At 70.6% G+C, this 18,896-nt stretch carries 18 protein-coding genes and 2 tRNA genes; 5 read left to right on the forward strand and 15 right to left on the reverse strand.

Annotated features, from left to right (window positions below):
* Window positions 1-8: 8 nt before the first annotated feature.
* The 4 genes from OG429_RS15210 to OG429_RS15225 form a co-directional block, all read right to left on the reverse strand.
* Window positions 9-269, reverse strand: a complete 261-nt coding sequence (locus OG429_RS15210; RefSeq protein WP_328925869.1) for a DUF397 domain-containing protein — start codon at window positions 267-269, stop codon at window positions 9-11.
* Entirely contained in the window at window positions 229-1,077 is an 849-nt protein-coding gene (locus OG429_RS15215; protein WP_328925870.1) for a helix-turn-helix domain-containing protein, read from the reverse strand. Before OG429_RS15215 ends, OG429_RS15210 begins: the two co-directional genes overlap by 41 nt.
* 156 nt (window positions 1,078-1,233) lie before the next feature.
* Window positions 1,234-2,925, reverse strand: coding sequence for a glycosyl hydrolase family 18 protein (locus OG429_RS15220; protein ID WP_328925871.1), 1,692 nt, complete (start codon window positions 2,923-2,925; stop codon window positions 1,234-1,236).
* Between the two features lie 254 nt (window positions 2,926-3,179).
* Window positions 3,180-4,313 carry an LLM class flavin-dependent oxidoreductase gene (locus OG429_RS15225; protein WP_328925872.1) on the reverse strand — a complete coding sequence of 378 codons (1,134 nt, stop codon included), beginning with the start codon at window positions 4,311-4,313 and terminating at the stop codon, window positions 3,180-3,182.
* 261 nt (window positions 4,314-4,574) lie between these two features.
* Between OG429_RS15225 and OG429_RS15230 the strand changes: the two genes are divergently transcribed.
* Window positions 4,575-5,333 carry an IclR family transcriptional regulator gene (locus OG429_RS15230; RefSeq protein WP_328925873.1) on the forward strand — a complete coding sequence of 253 codons (759 nt, stop codon included), beginning with the start codon at window positions 4,575-4,577 and terminating at the stop codon, window positions 5,331-5,333.
* 109 nt (window positions 5,334-5,442) lie between these two features.
* Here the strand turns inward: OG429_RS15230 and OG429_RS15235 are convergent.
* The 5 genes from OG429_RS15235 to OG429_RS15255 all read right to left on the reverse strand — a co-directional run bounded on the left by OG429_RS15235 (window position 5,443) and on the right by OG429_RS15255 (window position 11,381).
* Window positions 5,443-5,516: transfer RNA gene (locus tag OG429_RS15235), tRNA-Lys, on the reverse strand.
* A gap of 163 nt (window positions 5,517-5,679) precedes the next feature.
* Window positions 5,680-7,377 (reverse strand): AMP-binding protein, encoded by a 1,698-nt coding sequence (locus OG429_RS15240; protein ID WP_328925874.1) that lies wholly within the window; start codon window positions 7,375-7,377, stop codon window positions 5,680-5,682.
* A 26-nt stretch (window positions 7,378-7,403) separates the two neighbouring features.
* Window positions 7,404-7,997, reverse strand: a complete 594-nt coding sequence (locus OG429_RS15245) for a lytic polysaccharide monooxygenase auxiliary activity family 9 protein (protein ID WP_328930275.1) — start codon at window positions 7,995-7,997, stop codon at window positions 7,404-7,406.
* 184 nt (window positions 7,998-8,181) lie between these two features.
* Window positions 8,182-10,053 (reverse strand): SPFH domain-containing protein, encoded by a 1,872-nt coding sequence (locus OG429_RS15250; RefSeq protein WP_328925875.1) that lies wholly within the window; start codon window positions 10,051-10,053, stop codon window positions 8,182-8,184.
* Between the two features lie 11 nt (window positions 10,054-10,064).
* Window positions 10,065-11,381 carry a peptidoglycan-binding protein gene (locus OG429_RS15255; protein WP_328925876.1) on the reverse strand — a complete coding sequence of 439 codons (1,317 nt, stop codon included), beginning with the start codon at window positions 11,379-11,381 and terminating at the stop codon, window positions 10,065-10,067.
* Window positions 11,382-11,597: 216 nt separating this feature from the next.
* Between OG429_RS15255 and OG429_RS15260 the strand changes: the two genes are divergently transcribed.
* Window positions 11,598-11,671 (forward strand) — tRNA-Lys (locus OG429_RS15260).
* Between the two features lie 86 nt (window positions 11,672-11,757).
* On the opposite strand, the gene OG429_RS15265 is transcribed toward OG429_RS15260, so the two are convergent.
* The 3 genes from OG429_RS15265 to OG429_RS15275 form a co-directional block, all read right to left on the reverse strand.
* Window positions 11,758-12,417, reverse strand: a complete 660-nt coding sequence (locus tag OG429_RS15265; RefSeq protein WP_328925877.1) for a class F sortase — start codon at window positions 12,415-12,417, stop codon at window positions 11,758-11,760.
* Window positions 12,418-12,427: 10 nt separating this feature from the next.
* Window positions 12,428-13,039 carry a hypothetical protein gene (locus tag OG429_RS15270; protein ID WP_328925878.1) on the reverse strand — a complete coding sequence of 204 codons (612 nt, stop codon included), beginning with the start codon at window positions 13,037-13,039 and terminating at the stop codon, window positions 12,428-12,430.
* A gap of 82 nt (window positions 13,040-13,121) precedes the next feature.
* Window positions 13,122-13,334 carry an HAD hydrolase-like protein gene (locus tag OG429_RS15275; protein ID WP_405681420.1) on the reverse strand — a complete coding sequence of 71 codons (213 nt, stop codon included), beginning with the start codon at window positions 13,332-13,334 and terminating at the stop codon, window positions 13,122-13,124.
* Between the two features lie 115 nt (window positions 13,335-13,449).
* On the opposite strand from OG429_RS15275, the gene OG429_RS15280 reads away from it, so the two are divergent.
* Complete coding sequence (locus OG429_RS15280) at window positions 13,450-14,229, forward strand: HAD-IIA family hydrolase (RefSeq protein ID WP_328925879.1); 780 nt, start codon at window positions 13,450-13,452, stop codon at window positions 14,227-14,229.
* Window positions 14,230-14,513: 284 nt separating this feature from the next.
* Here the strand turns inward: OG429_RS15280 and OG429_RS15285 are convergent, their stop codons facing one another.
* Window positions 14,514-14,750 carry a transposase gene (locus OG429_RS15285; RefSeq protein WP_328925880.1) on the reverse strand — a complete coding sequence of 79 codons (237 nt, stop codon included), beginning with the start codon at window positions 14,748-14,750 and terminating at the stop codon, window positions 14,514-14,516.
* An 83-nt stretch (window positions 14,751-14,833) separates the two neighbouring features.
* On the opposite strand from OG429_RS15285, the gene OG429_RS15290 reads away from it, so the two are divergent.
* Both OG429_RS15290 and OG429_RS15295 read left to right on the forward strand, forming a co-directional pair.
* Complete coding sequence (locus tag OG429_RS15290; RefSeq protein WP_328925881.1) at window positions 14,834-14,971, forward strand: helix-turn-helix domain-containing protein; 138 nt, start codon at window positions 14,834-14,836, stop codon at window positions 14,969-14,971.
* Window positions 14,913-15,725, forward strand: coding sequence for an RNA-guided endonuclease InsQ/TnpB family protein (locus OG429_RS15295; protein WP_328925882.1), 813 nt, complete (start codon window positions 14,913-14,915; stop codon window positions 15,723-15,725). The genes OG429_RS15290 and OG429_RS15295 overlap by 59 nt, the downstream gene beginning before the upstream one ends.
* A 376-nt stretch (window positions 15,726-16,101) precedes the next feature.
* Here the strand turns inward: OG429_RS15295 and OG429_RS15300 are convergent, their stop codons facing one another.
* The gene (locus tag OG429_RS15300) at window positions 16,102-17,634 is read right to left on the reverse strand and encodes an alkaline phosphatase family protein (protein ID WP_328925883.1); all 1,533 of its coding nucleotides are present in this window, start codon (window positions 17,632-17,634) and stop codon (window positions 16,102-16,104) included.
* A gap of 160 nt (window positions 17,635-17,794) precedes the next feature.
* Window positions 17,795-18,871: a 2-aminoethylphosphonate ABC transporter substrate-binding protein gene (locus OG429_RS15305; RefSeq protein WP_328925884.1), complete on the reverse strand. Its 1,077-nt coding sequence runs from the start codon at window positions 18,869-18,871 to the stop codon at window positions 17,795-17,797.
* Window positions 18,872-18,896 lie beyond the last annotated feature (25 nt).

The raw sequence follows: 18,896 nt of genomic DNA on the forward strand, positions 1-18,896 counted from the left end.
GCGTACGGTCAGAGGCTGCGGACGAAGGTGGTGAACGCCTCCGGGCCGACCGCGAAGGCGGGGCCGTCGGGGTTCTTGGAGTCGCGGACGGCGACGAGGCAGGGCTGCGCGGCCACCTCGACGCACTCGCCACCGTTGGAGCCGCTGTACGAAGCCTTGCGCCAGGCGGCGGTGCCGAGGGGAGCACACTCGACGCAATCGCCACCGCTGGAGCCGCTGTAGGACGACTTACGCCACAGCACGCTCGGCAGGTTCTGGATGCTTCCCATAGCGTTCCTCCATTACGCGAGCGATCAGCTCTGCCGACGCCCGGGGAGAGAGGGCCTCGGCCTGCAAGCGAGCGTATCCGACCGAACGCTCCTTGATCACTTGCGGATTGGCCGTCATGTGGCCGCAGTCGTAGCTCTCGCTGTAGTGGATGTCCGGGTCGTCGTCGAACCGCAGAAGGTTGAACGAGCCCATCATTGCCGCGTGCTGGCCGGCCTGGAAGGGCAGCACTTGGATTTCCAGCCACTGGCGGTCCTGAAGGTCCAGCAGGTGGGCAAGTTGGTTGCGCATGACCTCACGGCCACCGATCTCCCGATGGAGCGCCGCCTCGTCCAGCACCACCCACAGCACCGGCGGATTGTCGCGGGCCAGTATCCGCTGCCGATCCATGCGCGCCGCCACGGCGGCGTCGAGCATGTCGGGCTTCTCGACGCCCAGAACGGCCCGCGCGTAGTCCTCCGTCTGCAGGAGTCCGTACACCAACTGACACTGGAACGTGGAGATGAACGCCGCCCGGGCCTCCATCTCCGCGTACGCCTGGAACCACGTCGGCAGCACGCTCCGCAGGACCAGCCCCACCAGCCGGGAGAAGTGCCCGTCCGTGCCCAGTGCCGCGTCCACCCGTTCGGAGAAGTCCCGGGTCGGTACCCGCTTACCGTTCTCGATCATTCCGATCAGGGAACCCGTGCAGAAGATGATGCTGCCCAACTCCGCCTGCTTCAGGCCCGCCTCCTCCCTCAGCCGTCGCAACTCGTAGCTGTAGTAGTCCAGCGGCGAGGCACTGGGATCGATGTCACGGGCCTGGACCATGAGACGGCACCCCCAAGCGGAGAACGAGCTTGTGGCCGAGAGTAGCGACGTCGACACGTACCGATGTCGGGAATCCGGCAACCATGTCACACACCTCCGCCCCGCCCCCGGGAGAGGGGACAGGGCGGGGGCGTCGCTCGGCGCGGGGTGGGGGGATCAGCAGGCGCCGAGGTCCTTCCAGACACCCCATTCACCGGTGGTGCCCGGCGTCTCGTTCTGCGTCCACCACTGGGCCTTGTACTTGCGGCCGTTGTGGGAGACCTCGTTGCCGGCGGTGTAGACGGTGCCCGCGACGTAGGCCGGGGTCGAGCCGCAGCCCGTGGTCGGCGGGGTCGTCGGAGGCGTCGTCGGCGGGGTGGTAGGCGGCGTCGTGGGAGGCGTGGTCGGCGGGACCGTGCTGCCGCCCAGGGCGTCCGAGATCTGGTTCACCAGTGTGGTGTTGCCGTCCAGGCCGAGCAGGGAGTACATCATCGCGCCGGCCAGGCCGCGCTGCTTGCCGTAGTCGACCCGGGCCTGGATGGACCGCTGGTTCAGGCCGGTGAAGAACTCGCCGTCCTTGTAGAAGTACGAGGCCTTGGCCCGGTCGTCCCAGAAGGTGGTCGCCGGGTTGTCGACGATCCCGCCGAGCTCCTTGTACAACGCGATGCCGGCCTGCTGGCTGGTGGGCCGGGCGCCGGAGGCGCCGGTGGCGGGCTGGGCGAGGCCGTTGGCGGCGCCCGCCGGGACGCCCTTCCAGCCGCGGTAGTAGAACTCGTAGCCCAGGGTCAGCTTGCTCGCGGGGAAGCCTCCCGCGATGCCGTAGGCCGGGTTGCCGTCGATCCAGGAGTCGATCGCGTTGTCGATGCTGTACTTCTCGGTGCCCGGCGCGATCGGGTCGGTGGGGTCGGCCGCCGAGGGCTGGAGCGGGGACTGGTGGTAGGTCGGCCCGTCGCCGTCCCAGGCGCCGTGCATGTCGTACGTCATGATGTTGGCGTAGTCGAGGTACGAGCCGATCTTGTCGGTCTCGATGTACTTGATCTTGTCCTGGCCGGCCGGGAGGGCCGAGGTCAGCAGGTACTTCTTGCCGCCGTTGGCCGCCCCGTAGGCGTCGAGCTGGGTACGGAACTCCTTCAGCAGGAGCGTGTAGTTGGCCTTGTCCTCGGGACCGTAGTTGTTGCCCAGGTGGCCGCCGGAGGAGCCGGGGTACTCCCAGTCGATGTCGATGCCGTCGAAGATCCCGGCCGCCGTGCCCGCGCCGCCGTAGCCGCCGTCGACCGGCAGGTTGCCCTTGATGTACTGGTCGATGCAGGAGGAGACGAACTTCTTGCGGCTGGCGTCGGTCAGCGCCGCGTTGTGGAAGTACTTCGAGTACGTCCAGCCGCCCAGCGAGATGTTGATCTTCAGGTGCGGGTACTTGGCCTTCAGCTGCTTGAACTGGTTGAAGACGCCGACGATCGGCTGGTTCCAGGTGTCGGCGACGCCGCTGACGCTGTCCACCGCGCTGAAGGACTTCTGGTAGTCGGCGTACGAGTCGCCCGCACCGTCACCGGCGTTCGGGTTGTTGTCGTCGCCCGCCGCCTTGTTCGCCTCGAAACAGGTGAGGTCGGTGGGGTGGATGTTGCCGAACGAGTAATTGATGACGTCCAGCTTGCCCGCTATGCCGCGCGTATCGAGGTGCTTGGGGTAGAAGGCGTTCCCGTACACGCTCCACTGGTCGTAGTACGCGATCTTCACGCCGCCCGCACTGACGGTGGAGGAGGCGGAGGCGCTCACGGCCTGGGCGGTACCGAGTCCGGCGAAGGAGGCGAACGCTCCGGCTGCCAGCGCGGCCGTGGCGGCGGCCGCGATGAGGGGTTTACGGATGTGCATGAACTGCCTCCGGGGGGTGGGAGGGGAGAGCGTCAGCTTCAGGTGAGAGAAGAGATAGCGATCGCCTCACGCCCCAGTCAATGGTTTGGACCAAAGAAGGACTAGACCATTGAACGGTCAAATGCCCTAGTCAGAGACCTGAGCGCACGTCAAAAACCGCTCGCCACCCCAGGTGACGAGCGGTTTAAGGGTCCCTTAGGACATGCTCCGGCAAGGTTTCGGCAAGAAACCAGCCGAACCCCGTTCGTATGGGCTCAGGTCAGGTCCGAGCCTGCCGCGGGCATCCCGTACGCATCTGCGACGAGCCCGTAGGAGTGCAACCGGGCCGCCCCGCTGTGGGCGTTGGCCGTCAGCATCAGCTCGTCCGCGCCCGTCCGCCCGGCCAGGTCGTCCAGCCCGGAGCGGACCTCGTCGGCGGTCCCGTGGACGATGTTCACGAGCCAGCCGTCCACGAACTCCCGCTCCAGCGGGGAGAAGGGGTACGCCGCCGCTTCCTCGGGCGTCGGGACCAGTCCGGGCCGCCCGCTGCGCAGCCGCAGCATCGACAGCGCCCCGGTGAGCACCTGGGCGCGCGCCTGCGCCTCGGTGTCGGCGGCCAGCGCGGAGACGCCGATGACGGCGTACGGGGCGTCCAGGACGGCCGAGGGCCGGAAGCTCTGCCGGTAGAGGTCGAGCGCGGGCAGGGTTCCGGCCGCCGAGAAGTGGTGGGCGTAGGCGAAGGGCAGGCCCAGCTCTCCGGCGAGACGGGCGCTGAAGCCGGAGGAGCCGAGCAGCCACAGCGGCGGCCGTCCGGCGGGGCCCTGCACCGGGCCCGGTACGGCGTGCACGCGGGCGTACGGGTGCCCGTCGGGGAAGTCGTCGTCGAGGAACCGGGTGAGCTCCGCGAGCTGCCGGGGGAACTCCTCCGCGGCCTCGTCGAGGCGCCCGGGCCCGCGCAGCGCGGCGGCCGTGCGCCCGTCGGTGCCGGGAGCCCGGCCGAGCCCGAGGTCGATCCGCCCCGGGGCGAGCGCCTCCAGGGTGCCGAACTGCTCGGCGACGGCGAGCGGGGCGTGGTTGGGCAGCATGACGCCGCCCGAGCCGAGCCGGATCCGGGAGGTGTGGGCGGCGAGGTGGGCCAGGATCACGGCCGGGGAGGAACTGGCGACGCCGGGCATCGAGTGGTGCTCGGCGACCCAGTGCCGGTGGTAGCCGCGGGACTCTGCGAGCCGGGCGATCTCCACGCTGGTGCGCAGGGAGGCGTGGGCGGTACCGCCGGCGCCCACGGTGACGAGGTCCAGGACCGAGAGCGGTACGGGCGCCCGGCCCCGCGCGGTGCCGCGGATCATGTCGCGGCCCTCCCGCCGGCCGGCGTCCTGATCGGCGCCCCTGGCGTCCCCGACGTCACTCATCGTCGCTCCCGTCCCGCGTCCATGTCCCTACGACACTTGTTCGGCACCCGTTCGGCACCGTACGAGGAATGCGAACCATGGCCCGGTGCCGGGCATTCCCGGCGCGCCGGGGCGATGCCCGTGACCTTGGCATATGCCAGTGGCGTAGGCCCTGGCAGGGGGACTTGATTGAGCCATCAATCTCCCCAACAGGCGCTCCACACGGGCCTCTTGATGGCTATCGTGGTAGGGCAAGCGGTAACAACCTGGTAGGGGGAAACCGTGGCGCTGAAGCCCGAGCCGACCGCGCCGTTCCACTCGGTGCAGTACGCACTACGCGTACTCGAAACGATCGCACGGCACACCGGTGGTGTGACCGAGGTGCAGATCGCGCGTGAGACCGGCCTGCCCGCAGTCCATCTCGCCCCGATGCTGCTCATGCTGCGCCGGGAGGGATACGTACTGCAGGTGTCCGACGGTGCCTATGCCATAGGGGATTCCCTCGTCCTGCTCGGCTCCGGCGTCGACCGGCAGCAAGCGCTCACGGACAAGCTCCAGGAGACGCTGGACCGGCTGCGGGACTCGGTCGGCGCGGCCGTCTACATCAGCCGGTACGTGGACGGCGAGGTCAGGATCACGCAGTTCGCGGACAGTCCGCGCACCCCGAAGGTGCACGAATGGGTCGATTTCCGCTCCGCCGCGCACGCCAGCGCGGTCGGCAAGTGCCTGCTGACGCAGCTCGACCTGAACGGGCGGCGCGACCACCTGTCCCGCCACAAGATCGCACGGCTCACGTCGAAGACGATCGTGAACGAGCGGATCCTGTTCTCCAAGCTGGACGCCCAGCCGGCCACCGTGCCCGTCCTGGACCTGCAGGAGTACGCCGTGGGCACGGTCTGCGCGGCCGTCCCGATCACCGCCGGGGCCTCGGTGGGGTGCCTGGCCCTGTCGATGCCGGTCGAGCACGCGCACCGGCTGCGGGCCGCGGCGGAGGTGCTGAACCGGAAGGCCGCGCCACTGCTGCTGTCGCTCACGCTGTAGCGCTCCCGGCACCCGCGGTACCCCTGGCGCTCCTGCGCTCTGTCGGGTACCGGCCCGGAAAACACTTCGGGCGGTTCCCGGTGAAACCGGAAACCGCCCGAAGGACAGGTGCGCCGCCAGGGACTCGAACCCCGGACCCGCTGATTAAGAGTCAGCTGCTCTAACCAACTGAGCTAGCGGCGCCTGCTGACAGAGAAAATACTACCTGGTCCTCAGGGGTGCTCCAAACCAATAGCCGAGGGGTACCCCGGCCAGGGCCTGCGTGGGGTACGCCTGGCCTCGTCCCGCCCCGTCCGGGCCCGGGCGGGCCGCTGCGCGGAGCCTTTCCTCCACGCCGCGCCGCGTCCTAGCGGTCCAGGAGGTCGAGGCGGCCCTGGGTCTCGTACGCCGCCAGGAGCGTGGTGAGGGCGGAGTGGTCCAGGGGGCGGTAGTCGCCGGCGGGGGATCGGTGCCAGACCGGGTCGTCGCAGCGGAAGCCGGCGCGGCGGAGGGCGACGCGGTGGACCTTGTTCGTCGCCGTGACCGGCATCTCGGGGACGATCCGCACGTAGCGCGGCGACATCTTCGTGCCCAGGTCCGGCTGCGCGGCCAGGAAGGCCTCGAAGGCCTCCGGGTCGAAGACCGCGCCCTCCCGGAGGGACAGCGCCGCCATGACCTGGTCACCCGCGACCTCGTCGGGGACGGCGTACACCGCGACCGCCGCCGCGTCGGACCAGCGGGCCAGGATGTTCTCGATCACCGCGGCGGCGAGGTTCTCGCTGTCGACCCGGAGGCGGTCGTCCGTGCGGCCCGCGAAGTAGAGGAATCCGTCGGCGTCCCGGAAGAAGAGGTCCCCCGTCCAGTACCAGCCGTCCCGCGTACGGGCGGCCTCCGCGTCCGGATTGCGCCAGTACCCCTCGAACAGGCTGCGGCCCCGGTTGACCAGTTCCCCGATGGCCTCGGAGCCGTTCAGCAGGCGGCCGTCCCCGTCCAGCAGCGCCGCCGGGCATTCCGTGCCCGTCTCCGGGTCGATCACCGCCAGGTCGTCCCCCTCCCCGGCCCGGCCCAGGGCGCCCGGCGGGGTGTCCGGGGTGTTCCCCCAGCTACCGCTGGGAGGTACCCCCAGCACGGAGGCTCCGCCCTCGGTGGCCCCGTAGCCCTCCACCAGCCGGACGCCGAACCGCTCGGCGAAGCGCGCCGCGTCCACCGCCCCGGCCTCGGTGCCGAAGCCGAGCCGCAGGGTGTGCTCGCGGTCGTCGGGGCGGGGCTCGGTGGCCAGCAGGTACTGGACGGCCCTCCCGACGTAGGTGAAGTACGTCGCCCCGTACGCCCGTACGTCGTCCAGGAACGCGGAGGCCGAGAAGCGCCGGCGCAGCGCCACCGCGGCCCCGCCCGCGAGCGCCGGGAGCCAGTCGGCGATGACGGCGTTGCCGTGGAACAGCGGCATGCAGACGTAGTGGACGTCGTCGGGCGTGACCGTGAACCGGCGGGCCAGCGCGGAGCCGGCGGCCGCCAGCCGGCCCTGGGTGCAGATCGCGGCCTTGGGGGCGCCGGTGGAGCCCGAGGTGAAGTAGAGGAGCAGCCGGGAAGCCGGGCCGGGGGCGGCGAGCGTCGCTTCGCCCGGCTTGGCGGCCGCGTACGGGGCGAGCAGGGCCGCGTACTCCTCGGTGCCTGTCACCAGGAGCCGTACGCCCGGCAGGTCGAGGCCGCGCAGCAGCGGCAGGTGGGCGTGGTCGGTGATCAGGATCCGGCAGTCGGTGTGCAGGATGTCGCGGGCCAGTTCGGGGCCGCGCCGGGTGGGGTTGATCCCGGCGACGGCGGCCCCCGCGAGGGCCGCCGCGCCGAGCCAGAACGGGAACTCGGGGATGTTGTCCAGCAGCAGCCCCAGGTGCGGTTCGACCCCCGGAGGCATGAGGTCGACGAGGAGCGCGGCGCGCGCGGCCGCCTCCTGGGCGGCCCGGTGGTGGGTGAGGACGCCGTCCTCGTGCTTCAGTCCCGGCCGGTGGTCGCCCCATCGGCGCGCGATGAGTTCCGCGACGGTCTCCGGTGCAGTGGTCGTCCGCATGCCGCCGGAGGATAGCTGACGCTACGTCAGAATTGAACGTCGGAGCAGGCGTAGAAGGCGTTGCCCGTGTCGTTGATCGTCCAGACGGCCAGGATCATGTGACGGCCGGTCCGGCCGCTCGGCATGGCCCCCTGGTGGACGGTGGTCATGGCGGGCCGGGCGCCGTTGTAGGCGACGGTGAGGAAGGGCTGGGGTTCGAGGTCGGCGCGGGTGAGGGCTCTGGTGCCGTTCCAGCCGTTCTTGGTGACGTAGTACTTGAAGTCGGTGGTGGAGTGGTTGGCGGTGAACTGCCACCGGAAGCTGTAGCTCTGCCCGCTGGTGACCTTGGTGGTGGGCCAGGCGCCGCCGCGGGGGTCGTCGAGCTCCGCGAACTGCGGCAGGCCGGCGGAACATATCTTGCCGTCGGCGGGGCCGGCGGTCGGGAAGCCCTTGAGGCCCTCGACGCTCTGCGGCTCCCACTGGATGGCGCCGCAGTTCAGGACGGTCTTGTTGGCGCAGAGCTTCTGGCGGCTGATGGGGGTGTCGGTGTAGCCGTGACTGCTGGCGCTGGGGGCGCTGAGGAGGGTTATTCCGGCGACGAGGCCGAGGCCGAGCGCGGCGGCGCCGGCCCGTCCGGGCATGCGGAGGTTACGCATGATGCTCCTTGAACGTGGGGGGAGTTCGATGAGAGCGTGCGCACGCGTGGGGACACTTCAGGTCTAGACCAAGTCCCAGATTATTGACGAGAGTTGGCCATGTCCATACCAACGGAGGAACGGGCGGTCCGGTCCCTTCCGGCCACCCGTTCCCGTGTCCCCCGCCGCCCTACTCGGAGCGGCCCGTGTAGAAGGCGACCGTGAGGTCCTTCACCAGCGCCTTGCGTTCGTAGTCGTCGAGCTCGACGAGCCCGCGCGAGGTCAGCCGGTGGACGGTGTCGTCGACGGCGTCCACGACCGAAGTCAGCACCGTGTCCCGGTGCTTGGCGTCGATCGCCGCGACCCGGCGGCGGCGCATGGCTTCGGCGACCTCGGCCGCGTACTCGATCCGGGTCGGCTGGGCCGAGAAGACCTCGATCCCGACGGCCTCGGTCTCCGCCGCCAGCATCCGGGTCAGCGCGTCCCCGACGGCCTCGGCGTCGCGCAGGGTCGGGGCGTCCTCGTGGAAGGCGTCGGCGGGCAGTTGCGACAGCACTCGGGCCATGGCGGATTCGACCTGTTCGGCCAGGTACTCCACGTGGTCCTCGACGGCGAGGGTGGCCCTGGCCGTGTCCTTGACCTGCCAGACGACCTGGACGACCACCTGGAGGGCGAGGCCGCCGGAGTCCACGGCGGGCATGGGCTCGCTGCGCCAGTGACGCAGCCGTACGTCGACCCGGCGGCGCAGGAGGAGGGGGCTGACCCAGGTCAGGCCGGTGCGGCGGACGGTGCCGCGGTAGCGGCCGAAGAGGGTGAGCACCCAGGCGTGGCCGGTGCGGATGCGGCCGAGGCCACCGAGGGCGAGCAGCGCGACGATGCCGAGGAAGGCGAGCGGGGGCCAGCGGGTGGCGCGCAGGCCCTGGTAGGCGCGGGGCGTTCCCCCGAAGGCGGCCACGAGCACCGGGGGGACGACACCGGCCCGCCAGAGCACGGCCGCGCAGCCCGCGAGGGCGAGGCCGCCGACGCCCACGCCGATCCAGCCCGGCAGTACCGGGCCGCGGTGCTCCCGGAGCCGGTCGTCACCCCGGGGGACCCGGCGGCCGGGGGCGGGACGGGGGGCGCCGCGCCGCGCGCCTGCCGCGGGAGCCGAGTCGCGGGCGCGAGCGGGCCCCCGGTTCGGCTCCCCGTGGAAGGGCAGGTGCACCGGCACCTCGGTGACCGCGGTGCCGCGTTGCCGCCCGAAGCGGGGGACGCCGTGGGTGTCGTCCGGCGCCGGCTGCTCCAGGCCGCGCGCCACGGCGTGGGCGACGATCTCGGCCACACCGGGGCCGGGCACACCGGAGCGCACGGCCGGGTGCTCGGATCCGGGTTCGGGGTCGGGCTCGGGTTCCGCCTCGGACGCGTGCTCGGGCTCGGGCTCCGGCTCGACGACGGCCGCCGGCCGCACGGGCGCCGGCTTCGTGGGCGCCGGCCACGCGGGCGCCGGCTTCGTGGGCGCCGGCTTCGTGGGCGCCGGCTTCGTGGGCGCCGGCTTCGTGGGCGCCGGCTTCGTGGGCGTCGGCCACGCGGGCGCCGGCTTCGTGGGCTCCGGTCCGGCCTCCCGCGGATGCGCCACGGCGGCCTCGGCGTCGGTGATCCGCAGGCGCAGGGTCGCCACCCCGGCGTGGGCCGCCTCGTCCTGCGGGTGCGGGATGCCCAGGCCCGTGTGGACCTGTTCGGGCTCGGCCTGGGCGCGGGCGGCCGGCACGTCGAGTCCCTGCGGCAGCGGTAGTACGGCCTCCTCCACCGTCCGGACCGCCGGCACGAAGGCCCAGCCCGTCGAGGTCTCGGCCGCGGCCACCGGTTCCGGCTGCGCCGCGACGGCGGCACCCACCAGTGCCGGCGGGGCACTCGGCCCGGCCGCCCCACGGGGCGCGGCGACGCCCCGGACCGGGGCCGGTGCCTGCCGGACCGGCCCGTACGCCGGTTCCGCCGGCGCGGCAGGGGCCACCGGGGCGACGGGGGGTGCCGCCGCCGGCACTCGGAGGGTGCCCGTGGTCGAGGTGGTGCGCGTGGGGTACATGCTTGCCTCCGTCATGCGAACAGCCGGCGCCAGGTTTCCGGGCCCGGGTAGCCGTTGGCCGAAGCCCCGCGCCAGCCCTGCGCGCGCTGGAAGGCCTCGACGTTGCGGCGGTCCGCCTCGCCCCAGCTGGGGCCCGGACCGGATGTGTAGTACTTGCCGAAGCCCTTCTTGAGCAGCTGGCGGCGCAGGGCCGTGACGGCCGCGTGGGACACGCCCGGGCGGAACACCGAGGCCCCCGGGTAGGTCCGTGCGCCTCCCGGCGCGGGTGCGGCGTCCACCGTCGGCGGGATGTCCTTGCCCTGGTGCTCGACCAGCAGGCGCCAGGTCTGCGCGCCCGGGATGCCGTCCGCGTCGGCGCCCGTCCAGCCCTGGGCGCGCTGGAAGGCCTGGGTGGCCAGCCGGTCGGCCTCCGTCCAGGTGCGGCCGGCCCCCTTCGGGTAGAAGCGGTACGCGCCGCGCTCGATCAGCATCCGGCCCAGCTGGGCCACGTGGTCGTTCGTCGCGCCCGGGCCGAACTTCGCCGTGCCCGGGAACACCGTCGAATCCCCGGGCTTCGGGCCCGGCACCGGGTCCTCCGGGAGGATCCCGCCCGTCACACCGTTGAAGCGGTAGGGGAGGTACTTCGTCGCGTTGGCCCAGTAGCCGTAGGGCGTGGCCAGCTTCCGCGTCGTGGGCCGCGTCTGCTCGTAGGCGATGTAGCTCGTGCGCGTGTCGTCGGCCCAGCCTCCGAAGATGACGACGTGCGAGCCGTTGTTGGGGTCCGCCGGGTTGTGGAAGAGCAGCATGTCCCCCGGCAGCAGGTCGTCCTTGGCGATCTTGGTGGCGAACTTGTCGAGGCTGCCGGTCCACTCGTTGGTGCCGAGGTTCCAGGCCATGGAGACGAAGCCCGAGCAGTCCTGCCGGTACCCGTCCGTCCAGTACTCGGACATGCTGTACGGGACCTTCGCGTCCAGCCACAGCTTCGCCCGGTTGATGATCGTCGTCCGGTCGATCCGCTTCACGGCGGCGGGCGCACCGGGCTGGCCGACCGGCCCGCCCTTCGGCCCGTGCAGCGGGGTACGACCGCCCTGCGGGGAGCCGGGGTCGTCCAGGGCCACGGGTCCGGGGGGCGGGGTGCTCACCGCCACCGCGGCTCCGCCGCCCGTGCCCAGGACCACTCCGGCGGCCGTGGCCAGGACCAGCGCCCGGCGGGCCCCGCGGGCGGCGCGGTGGCCCCCGTCCCGTAGCGGTATGGCCCGCGCGCGGGCGAGGGAACGGCGGCGCTGGACGCAGCCCCGGCACGCACAGTCACCCGCGGGCTCGTACTCCTGGAAAACGGGCATCGGCATCGGCACATGCGTCGGAGGCTGCATCGTCATGCGGTTCCGTCCACTCCCCTGCTCGTCCACTGGTCAGCCGGGACCGCGTCTGGCGGGGCATCAGATGCGGTACGGCGCAGACATATCGTGCACGATAAACCCGCCAAACATGGGTTAATCGGACAAGGCGGGCGTGGCTGGTTACGAGCACCCGCAGAGGTGGGGTAGAGTTTTCCCTGTCAGCAAGCGCCGCTAGCTCAGTTGGTTAGAGCAGCTGACTCTTAATCAGCGGGTCCGGGGTTCGAGTCCCTGGCGGCGCACAGACGGAAGAAGCCCCCCGCAGCGAAAGCTGCGGGGGGCTTCTTCGTCACGCTCCGTTTTCGCCCGTACGGAGGCGTCCCGTCGGCTACGCCGCCGTGCCCGGCCGGACTCCCGAGCCCGTCAGGTAGGCGGAGACCACCACGTTCGCCGTGTACTCCTTGGCCGCCTTGTCGTAGGAGCCCCCGCAGGTCACCAGCCGCAGCTCGGCCCGGCCCTTGATCCGCTGGCCGTACGCCTTGTGCGGGTCGAAGCCCGAGCGCTCGTAGACCTTTACGTCCTCGATGGTGAACTCGGCGACCGAACCGTCCGCCCGCACCACCCGCACCTTGTCGCCCGGCTGCGCCGAGCTCAGGCCGTAGAACACCGCCGGCTTGGACTTCGTGTCCACGTGCCCGACCAACAGCGCGGCCCCGGCCGCCCCCGGCCGGACGCCGTTGCCCCACCAGCCCACCGTGCCCGGGCTGTCGTACGGGGGCGGCTCGATCGCCCCGTCCGCGTCCAGGCCGCGGGATATCACCGGGGCCTGGATACCTATGGAGGGCACGTCGACGCGCTGGGGCGAGGCCGCTGCCAGCGGTGCGTGCGCCGCGGGCAGCCCCGGGCCGACCACCCCGCCGGCCTGGCCGGCGAGCGGGGCCGGGACCCCTGTGATCTGGCGGCCCCACAGCCACAGGCCCAGCACCAGCACCGACCAGGCGGCGAAGGTCAGCAGCCGGCCTCCACCGGAGGCCTTGCCCTCACTCATCGTGCCTCGCTCAGTCACCGCTGCGGCGGCGGCGCAGGGTCAGCGCCCGGCCGGCGACGGCCAGGGTCGCGACGGCGGCCAGGATGGCGCCGATCACCGTGTGCGGCATCCCCGGCCCGTCGCCCCCGTGGTCCTTCTTCGCCGCCGCGGCCAGCCGGGACGTCTCCGCGAGTTCGGCGGACATGCCGCCGCCGCCCGCGTGGACCGGCCACACCGGCGAGGCGTGGTGGGACGGCTCGCGGTGCGAGATCTGGATGGAGCCGCTCACCTTGTCGTGGCCGTCGCAGGTCACCCGGACGGAGTGCCAGCCGGGCGAGGCGTGCGAGCTGATCATGGCCTCGCCGTAGAGCGGGCTGCGGCCGCCGTCGCGGCCGAACAGCTCGACGTCCGACGTGAAGACCGGGGACTTGGCCGAGCCCCTGGTGCCGTCACAGCCGTTGACGCGCAGCTTGACCTGCGCTCCCGGAGCGGCCGGGTTCGGATCGACCGAGACGCCGCCGCGGTCGCCACGGTCACCGCGGTCCTCCTCGCCCGCGAGGGCGGTGGGCGCGGTCACCGCGGAGAACGCCGTCAGGGCGACGGCCACCCCGGCGGCACGGAGAGCGATCTGAACACTGCGCATGGTGAACCTCCTCAACAAGGAGATTCACGCGCGGCGCGCCGCTCCGCATCCGGAGCGGCGCCGTACGTGTCAGCCGTAGGCGTTAAACGAGGTCCACCAGGTCGGCGATCGAGTCGACCGTCCTGGTGGGCCGGTACGGGAACTTCTCGGTGTCCGCCACGGAGGTCAGGCCGGTGAGGACGAGGAAGGTCTGCATGCCCGCCTCCAGGCCGGCCAGCGCGTCGGTGTCCATCCGGTCGCCGATCATCGCGCTGGTCTCCGAGTGCGCGCCGATGGCGTTGAGGCCGGTGCGCATCATCGGACGCGCCTATCAATCATCAAAGAGGTCTATAGCCCCCAAGTCCGACTGCCTGCTCAGCGTGAAATGATCGACTCACGAGTTACCCCTCAACGGCAGGAGTCCGTACCCCATGGCAGAGCGCAAGCCCATCGAATCGTGGCTCACCGACATGGACGGCGTGCTCATGCACGAGGGCGTGCCCATCCCCGGTGCCGACGCCTTCATCAAGAAGCTCCGCGAGTCGGGTAAGCCCTTCCTGGTGCTGACCAACAACTCGATCTACACCGCGCGGGACCTGCACGCCCGGCTGACGCGCATCGGCCTGGAAGTGCCGGAAAAGAACATCTGGACTTCGGCCCTGGCCACGGCTCAGTTCCTCCACGATCAGGCTCCGGGCGGCACCGCCTACGTCATCGGCGAGGCCGGCCTGACCACCGCCCTGCACGACATCGGCTACATCCTCACCGACCACGAGCCCGACTTCGTGATCTTGGGTGAAACGCGAACCTACTCCTTCGAGGCGATGACGAAGGCTGTCCGCCTGATCAACGCGGGCGCCCGTTTTATCGCCACGAACCCCGACGAGACCGGCCCGTCCGCCGAGGGGGCGCTTCCGGCCACCGGCGCGGTGGCCGCGCTCATTACGAAGGCGACGGGGAAGGACCCGTACTTCGTCGGCAAGCCCAACCCGCTGATGATGCGTACCGGCCTGAACGCCATCGGGGCGCACTCGGAGACCTCGGCCATGATCGGCGACCGTATGGACACGGACGTTCTTGCCGGGCTGGAGGCCGGCATGGAGACATTCCTCGTCCTCACGGGGCTGACAGGCCGGGGCGACATCGACCGCTACCCGTACCGGCCGACCACGGTCGTTGACTCGATCGCGGATCTCGTCGACCGCATCTGATCCTCCCCATAGACACAGAGAAGGCCCTCCCGGTACCTCGAGAGAGCCCGCTCTGTTGGTGACCGCTGGTCGCCACTGGTCGTCCCGGTCTCGCCCAGGACCACGTAATCGGGCTCGTGGTCGGTCAGGATGTCCCCGGAGATCGGGGCGCCCTCGTGAATGAGGACCCGTCCATGTCGGTGAGCCAGGATTCGACCCGCTTTACTCTGCCACCAGTTCTAGCCAGGAGCAGCACCCTTCAGGGCGATAGGGAATGACTTCTCACGTCTGCTCTGACCCGCAGTTCAGAGCAGACGGTTCTGGATTTCGATGTACCGGCGGACGATCGACAGGGGGAGCCCCGCCGACTGGCGCAGGTGGTGGGAGGGGACGCCCTTGAGGAAATTGACCGGCTTGGAGACGGCGACCTTGGGAAGGAAGTTCGCCAGCAAGCGGACGTGGTTGTTCCCGCTGCTGAACTCCACCAGTTCGATCTCGAAGTCGGCGCACACTTTGCGCCGGAATGCGTCACGAAACCGCATGCACGTGCACGAGAAACGTCCACTTTCTGTCGGTACGACCGTAAGGCGCTCGCCGATAATCGAGCTGTCGTACGGTGATCTGTATGCAGCTTCGTTACCAGTACCGCGTCTACCCGACGCCCGGTCAGGCCCTACGTGCCCGCCGGGTGTTCGGGTGCCGGCGTGCGGTCTGGAACGACGCCCTGGCCATCGTCCAGGCCCGCACTTCCGAAGATCGGTGACGTCGAGGTGGAGTGGAGCCGGGATCTGCCGTCCGATCCGTCGTCGGTCACCTTGGTCAAGGACCGTTCCGACCGGTATTTCGTCTCCTTCGTGGTCGAAACCGATCCGGCCGCCGACATGCTCCCGCCCACCGACGGGGACCAGGGCATCGACTTGGGACTGACCCGCTTCGCGGTCCTGGCCGACGGGTCGCACGTCGTCTCGCCGAAGTATCTGCGGCGGGCGGAGAAGAAACTGAAGAAGCGACAGCGGGAGCTGTCGCGCAAAGCGAAGGGATCGAAGAACCGGGACAAGGCCCGTGTACGGGTCGCCCGCGCTCACGCGAAGGTCGCGGACAGCCGCCGCAACTTCCATCACCAGTGGTCCCACAAGCTGACGAGCGAGAACCAAGCCGTCTTCACGGAGACCCTGAACGTGCGTGGACTGGCGCGAACGAGGCTGGCCAAAAGCGTCCATGATGCGGGCTGGGCGCAGTTCGTGATGTTCTGCGAATACAAGGCGATCCGGCGGGGGCGGTCATTTGCGAAGGTGGACCAGACGTTCCCAAGCTCGCAGATATGTTCCGCCTGCGGGTTCCGTGACGGCCCCAAGCCGCTGCACATCCGCACCTGGACTTGCCCGAACTGCGACACCCGACACGACCGGGACTGGAACGCAGGACTCAACGTCCGCAACGAAGGCCGCCGCATCCTCATGGCGGCAGAACCACACACCCCCGGACCGGGGGCCTCACGCCGGCAACGGCGCGAGTAAACGCCTGCGGAGCGCACATAAGACCCGGCAGCAGCCAGGCAACGCGCACAACCCCGACATCCGTTGGGAGGAACCAGGAAACACCGTGGTCCACGGCCGCTCACGCGAGCCCAGGACGGACGGAGAATCCCCGTGCTTCAGCGCGGGGAGGCGAGGTCAATGGACTGTTCTCCGCTCTTGGCGGCCTGTGACCCCTGCGGCGAAAATAGATCGGTTCCAAAGTCACCAAGGTCCCGACGCCTTGAATTTGCCCGTCCCGCAGTGGGCGGTGAAGCGGCCCTGGGCCGCTGACCTGGGACCGCTGGCCTGTACCTCCCTATCGGGGCCGGGCCGGGGACGCTCCGCCCGTCCACAGCCCGGACCCCTGGGGGCTGGATCAGACCAGGCGTACGTTGTCGACGGTCCAGTACCAGTTGTTGCTGCCGGCGTAGCGGAAGCGGATCTGGACGTCGGTGGCGCCGGCCGGGATCTGCAGGGCGAGGGACTCGCTCTTCGCGACGGCGTCGGCGGTGTAGCTCTTGAGAGCCGTCGACGCACCGCCGTTGTACGAGACGAGGACCTGGGCGGTCTGCCCGGCCTCCTGGCGGTAGTGCGTCTGGAAGGTCAGGGTGCGCGTGGTGCCGCCGGTGACCGCCCACTTGGGGGTGATCAGGGTGGAGTCGTAGCTGCCCGTGTGGCTCTTGTCGTCCCACTCGTCGGAGTCGGCGACGGCGAAGACGTCACGGGAGCGGACGTTCAGCTCGCGCCACTGGTCGCGCTGGGCCTGGCTCCAGAACTCGTCGGTGGCGAAGGCCCAGCCGGCCCACTCCGTGACACCGCCCGTGCCCATCTTGGAGTTGTCGACGGACCAGCCGGCGGGCGGGGTGTGCGTGAAGCCCTTGGTGCCCGAAGGGATGCCCGTCTCGTCCACGCGCCCCTGGAGGCTGGGGCGCAGGGTGTCGAAGGGGTCGTCGTCCGGGGCGTTCAGCGGGACGCCGTCCAGCCCGGTGGTGGCGACGCCGACCTGCTGGAGCGCGGTCGCGGCCACGTCCACCAGCTTGACGTCGCTGCGCACCGAACCGGCCGGGATGCCCGCGCCCTTGGCGATCACGAAGGTGCCGCGCTCCTGGATGCTGGAGCCGCCGTGGCCGCCGGCGTCGGTGTGGCCGTGGTCGGTGGTGACCAGGATCTTCCAGTTCTCCTGGGCGTACGTCGGGCGGTTCTGGACGGCGGTGAGCAGCTGGCCGACCATCACGTCGACGCGGGCGATCGCGTCGAGGTACTGCTGGCTGGCGGCGCCGTAGGAGTGTCCGGCGCCGTCGACCTGGCCGAAGTAGACGAAGGCGGCGTCCGGGTTCTGGCCCTGCAGCTCGGCCGAGGCCGCGGCGGCGATCTTCGGGTCCTCGGGGCCGTAGCCGTCGCGGTCGCCCTTGAGGGAGAGGCGCTTGTCGACCTTGGCCGAGAAGACCGGGCCGCCCGCGTCGGTGGAGGTGATGGGCTCCCAGTCGGCGGCCGCGTACGTGTTGAGCGCCGGGTTGGCGTTCTCGATGCGGGTCAGGAAGTCCGGGTAGGCGGCGTAGTTCTTGCCGGTGAAGGAGTTGTCCTTCACCCCGTGCTTGTCGGGCCATACGCCGGTGGCGATGGTGGACCAGCCGGGGCCCGACGAGGTGGCGGCCATCGGGTTCGCGTACAGGGTGCTGCGGGCGGTCAGGCCCTGGGCCATCAGACCGTTCAGGTTCGGGGCGTTGGCGGCCTTGACGCGGTCGAGGACCGTGCCGTCGATGCCGATGACGAGGACCTTGTCGGTGGTGGCGGCCGCGTCGGCGGCGGTGGCGGTGGCGGTGTGCACGCCGAGGGCGGTGGCGAGCAGGGCCGTGGCGGTGGCGGCCACGGCGAGGCTGCCGGTGCGTCCGGGCAGGACAGTGGACACGTACTCCTCCTGGGAGCAAGTGAGCGGTGGACGTGCGGGACTGTGCGGGCACTGCGGGCACTGCGGGGACATGCGCCGGGTCCGCACCGACGTCGCGTTCGGTCCAGACCCGTTATGCATTCGTCACTGTCCCGGCCGTGGATGACCGGGGGGTGACCGGTCAGCTTCCGGTTGCCGACTTCCACGCGTCGACGTAGGTGGCGAGGTTCTTGTCGATGTCGGCCCAGTCCGGCTCGAAGATCTCGACACCCGTCATGATCTTGGTGAGTTCGACGGCGTTGGCGTCGGTGGGCTTGACGTCGGTACGCGCCGGGAAGCCGCCGCCGACCCCGCTGACCAGCTGCTGGGCCTCCTCACTGAGCAGGTGGTCCAGGAGCTTCTTGCCGTTCTCGGTGTGCGGGGCCTTGTCCACGAGGCCGGCCGTGTACGGAAGGGCGAAGGTGGTGGGCTTGCCGCCGTCCTTGGCCGGGAACCAGATGCCCAGGTTCGGCATGGACTTGGACTGCGCGAAGTTCATCTGGACGTCGCCGTTGGCGACGAGCAGCTCGCCCTTGTCGACCTTCGGCGCCAGCTTGCTGGTGGAGGAGGACGGGCCGACGTTGTTGGCCTGGAGCTTCTTCAGGTACTCCGCCGCCGGCTCCTTGCCGCCGAAGTCGTGCATCGACTTGATGAGGACGGCGGTGCCGTCGCCCGCGACGCCCGGGGTGGAGTACTGCAGCTTGCCCTTGTACTCGGCGTCCAGCAGCTCCTCCCAGGTCTTGGGGGCCTCGGCGAGCTCCTTCTTGTTGTAGACGAAGCCGAAGTAGTTGTTGACGACCGAGGTCCACTTGCCGTCTGCGGACTTGTTCGCGCCGTTGACCTTGTCGGAGCCCTGCGGCTTGTAGGCCTGGAGGAGACCCTTGCCGTCGGCCTGCTGGATGAAGGGCGGGAGGGTGATCAGTACGTCGGCCTGGGTGTTGGTCTTCTCGCGGACGGCCCGCTGCACCATCTCGCCGGAGCCGCCCTCCACGTACTTGACCTCGATGCCGGTCTTCTTGGTGAAGTCGGCGAAGACCTTGTCGTACCAGCCGTCGCCCTTGTCGCTCTTGAGGCCGTCGGCGCTGTAGACGGTGACGACCTTCTCGCCGCCGTCCTTGGAGTCGGTGGCGGAGGCGCCGCCGCAGGCGGTGAGGGAGACGGCGAGGGCGAGGCTGCCGGTGACGGCGGCGGCGGTGCGGAGCAGGAGCTTGCTGGGCATGGAACTTCCTCACGGGGAAAGGGAG

This window comes from Streptomyces sp. NBC_00190, assembly GCF_036203305.1.
Taxonomy (GTDB): Bacteria; Actinomycetota; Actinomycetes; order Streptomycetales; family Streptomycetaceae; genus Streptomyces.

Bases quoted from the DNA above. Each gene is read 5' to 3' on its own strand.
- OG429_RS15215 (WP_328925870.1), bottom strand. From the start codon at position 1,077: ATGGTCCAGGCCCGTGACATCGATCCCAGTGCCTCGCCGCTGGACTAC.
- OG429_RS15275 (WP_405681420.1), bottom strand. From the start codon at position 13,334: ATGCGCACCGGCCTCAACGCCATCGGCGCGCACTCGGAGACCAGCGCG.
- OG429_RS15265 (WP_328925877.1), bottom strand. From the start codon at position 12,417: ATGAGTGAGGGCAAGGCCTCCGGTGGAGGCCGGCTGCTGACCTTCGCC.
- OG429_RS15280 (WP_328925879.1), top strand. From the start codon at position 13,450: ATGGCAGAGCGCAAGCCCATCGAATCGTGGCTCACCGACATGGACGGC.
- OG429_RS15250 (WP_328925875.1), bottom strand. From the start codon at position 10,053: ATGTACCCCACGCGCACCACCTCGACCACGGGCACCCTCCGAGTGCCG.
- OG429_RS15245 (WP_328930275.1), bottom strand. From the start codon at position 7,997: ATGCCCGGACGGGCCGGCGCCGCCGCGCTCGGCCTCGGCCTCGTCGCC.
- OG429_RS15240 (WP_328925874.1), bottom strand. From the start codon at position 7,377: ATGCGGACGACCACTGCACCGGAGACCGTCGCGGAACTCATCGCGCGC.
- OG429_RS15290 (WP_328925881.1), top strand. From the start codon at position 14,834: ATGCAGCTTCGTTACCAGTACCGCGTCTACCCGACGCCCGGTCAGGCC.
- OG429_RS15255 (WP_328925876.1), bottom strand. From the start codon at position 11,381: ATGCCGATGCCCGTTTTCCAGGAGTACGAGCCCGCGGGTGACTGTGCG.
- OG429_RS15285 (WP_328925880.1), bottom strand. From the start codon at position 14,750: ATGCGGTTTCGTGACGCATTCCGGCGCAAAGTGTGCGCCGACTTCGAG.
- OG429_RS15225 (WP_328925872.1), bottom strand. From the start codon at position 4,313: ATGAGTGACGTCGGGGACGCCAGGGGCGCCGATCAGGACGCCGGCCGG.
- OG429_RS15210 (WP_328925869.1), bottom strand. From the start codon at position 269: ATGGGAAGCATCCAGAACCTGCCGAGCGTGCTGTGGCGTAAGTCGTCC.
- OG429_RS15270 (WP_328925878.1), bottom strand. From the start codon at position 13,039: ATGCGCAGTGTTCAGATCGCTCTCCGTGCCGCCGGGGTGGCCGTCGCC.
- OG429_RS15305 (WP_328925884.1), bottom strand. From the start codon at position 18,871: ATGCCCAGCAAGCTCCTGCTCCGCACCGCCGCCGCCGTCACCGGCAGC.
- OG429_RS15220 (WP_328925871.1), bottom strand. From the start codon at position 2,925: ATGCACATCCGTAAACCCCTCATCGCGGCCGCCGCCACGGCCGCGCTG.